The organism is Kribbella sp. (genome assembly GCF_035687465.1).
GTDB lineage: Bacteria > Actinomycetota > Actinomycetes > Propionibacteriales > Kribbellaceae > Kribbella.
Map to the genome: position 1 here is coordinate 1 of NZ_DASRXP010000132.1, position 2,544 is coordinate 2,544.

General features: G+C 64.6%; 2 protein-coding genes. Both read right to left on the reverse strand.

Translation table 11 applies throughout. From position 1 onward, the window contains the following. Positions 1–1,480, reverse strand: a 1,480-nt coding sequence (locus VFG33_RS06720; RefSeq protein WP_325023524.1) for a DUF6519 domain-containing protein, incomplete at its 3' end; no start/stop codon positions are given. A 71-nt stretch (positions 1,481–1,551) separates the two neighbouring features. Further along, positions 1,552–2,544 (reverse strand): hypothetical protein (locus VFG33_RS06725; RefSeq protein ID WP_524538119.1); only part of this gene is annotated, 993 nt, incomplete at its 5' end.

Below are 2,544 nucleotides of genomic sequence, written 5' to 3' on the forward strand. Positions count from 1 at the left end.
GGATGGAGGTGTACTTGCCGAAACTTTCGACGCCGTCGCCTACCGTGACGGTGCAGCAGCAGCTGCAGGAGTCGTCGTCGCAGGGCTTCCATGGGTTGCGGCAGTCTGTGGCGGTTCCGGTGTCGAAGTTGACGACGGAAAGGCCGGTGTAGTGGTGGTGGATGCCGCGTGGCGGAGCGTCCTTGAGCTGCTCGATGCTGCCGTCGGCGGTGCGCGCGGCGAAGGTCCAGAAGTCGCCGGTGTTGAAGGAGCCGGTGGATGAACTGAGGTCGAAGGAGACGGTGATCCCGTTTTCGAGAATGACGGCGGTTCCGGCGGCCGGGATGAGGATTTCGCCGGTGCTGCCGGCGGCGCCCAGGTCGGTGATGAGTGTGGTGCCGTCGCTGGCGAAGACTTTGCCGGACTGATCCCAGCGGCGTATGCGGGTGTGGCGGCTGGCGGTGGTCTGGTTGGAGCCGTCGACGGGGAAGCTGGTGGCGCTGATGTTGGCGTCGAGGGTAATGGTTTTTGCGGCGAAGTCGATGGTGTCGATGAGGTGCAGTTCGCCGGGCAGGCTGGCTAGTTCGAGGTCGTCGTCGATGATTTCAATCCAGTTGCCGGGGGCGAAGCCGAGCACCTGGTCGCGGCCCATGCTGAGCACAGTGAGTTGGCTGGCCGCTGCTCCGACGGAGTTGGTTACACCGAGGATGCCGGTCACGCAGGTTTCGACTGAGGCGTTGTCACGCGACCACTTGAAGGTGGCTGTGCCGATGGAGCCCTTGGTGTGGATCTCGACGCGATAGTTCTGGTTCTCCATGCCGGTGTAGCCGGTGTTGGTGGTGAGGCAGCAGGGGCCGGAGGGTGTGTTGGTGATGGGCGCGGTGGTCAACAGGGCGCTTGAGGCCGCTGGCCACGGGTTGCCAGCGGTGGCGCAGGTGACACCGGCGTTCATCGCGACGAGCTTGACCTGCCAGACTGTCTGAAGGCGACCGGTGGTGTCGATGCCGACGGCGGGGTCGATGAGGTTTGAGTCCTCAAGATAGGTGACCTCGCGGGTCCACACGTCGAGGTAGGCGAGGAAGGTGCCGCCATTGCCGGACAGCGTCACACCCGGCAACCAGGGCTGGCTGGTGAAGGGGATGGCCCCGGTCTCCGTTGACAGTGGAGGCTGGGGCGAGCCGGAGATTTCGGCCAAGGCGGGGTCCCAGGTTGCAGCGGCGGGATCGCCGTGGTTTTCTGCAAGCAGGCCGTCGACGTACATGCGGCCGGGACCGATGGTGAGCTTGCCCGCGCCGTCGAAGGTTATGAGGAAGGCGTAGGGGGTGGTCGGCGGGTAAGCTGCGCGGCCCAACATGTCGAGCGTCCCGGCCTGGATGCGGCGCGAGAGTTGGGCGAGCCAGTCGTTCCAGTCGGAGTCGAGCTGGACGCGCCCTTGTTCCATAACGACGCCGGAGTAGTTCTTGAAGGGATCGAAGGTAAAACGGCTTGTGTCGAAGCTCACTGTACTGCCTCCTGCGTGTCTTTTCGTTCGTGTTCGTGCTGTTCCGTTTTGTTCGGCCCTTTTCTCTTCGCTCAGTTCTGGTGAATCAATCCAAATTCCATGCCGACGGGGAGATACTCCTGCATGCGGATGCGCAGGTCGGTCTCGCGCAGAGGCGCTAGCAGATAGTGGAAGACGCCCATCTCGCCGCCGTCGTCGGCTCCGCGGCGGATGCGATCGTTTGTGGTGGCGAGCAGTTTGCAATAGCCAGGGTGCCCGTAACGCAAGGCGAAAAATAGCGGCTGTGGTGTGCCGGGGGCTTTCTCAACGCATTGGAAACGTCGCGGGGTGATGGCTCCGGTGGGTAAGTAGCTGACGCGGACGCAGCCGGCCTGTTTGCGGTCGGCGATCATCGGGGCGACCCACGTGTCTCCGGGAGCAAGCCAGGCCCAGAAGATGCTGTCCGAGATGAGGGTGAAGAGTGTGGCGTGAACCTTGCCGATGACGGTGCAGCCGACCAGGGTAAGTTCGCCGCCGCTGGGGCCGTCGACTGCGGCGTCGGGGGCGGAGTAGGCGATGTCGGTGGGGGCGGTGGCGTCGATGATGCTGTCGGAGGCGGTGAAGATGACCAGCCTCGTCGCGCGAACGGGTCCGAGGATGGAGCGGGCAACGATAACGTGCAACCCCGCGGGTTCGACCAGCAGCGTGGGGCTGGTAGGGAACAGTGGCTCGCCTTGCGGCTTGACCGACCATCCAGGAACGAGGGCGCAATGGGTCAGATTGAGCTGGGCTAGGTGGCTGTAGCTGCCGTCAGTCAACAGAGCCGGCGCATGCACCAGGGCGACGGGCGACGGAGTGGCCGGGTTGGTTGCCGGGGCGGCGGCGATGAGCAGGCCGTTCAGGACCGCTGTGCTGGATGCGGCTCCGGTGATGACGATTTCGTCTTCGAGCAGGAGGGTGGGACGTGCGCCTTCGGCGGCGCGGAGCTCGAGGGTTGTTCCGGCGGGCAGGTTGATGACCAGCTGGCCGGCGGGTGAGTAGATCTGCGAACCGGTGAGCTCGACTGCGATCAGGCCGTTCTCGGT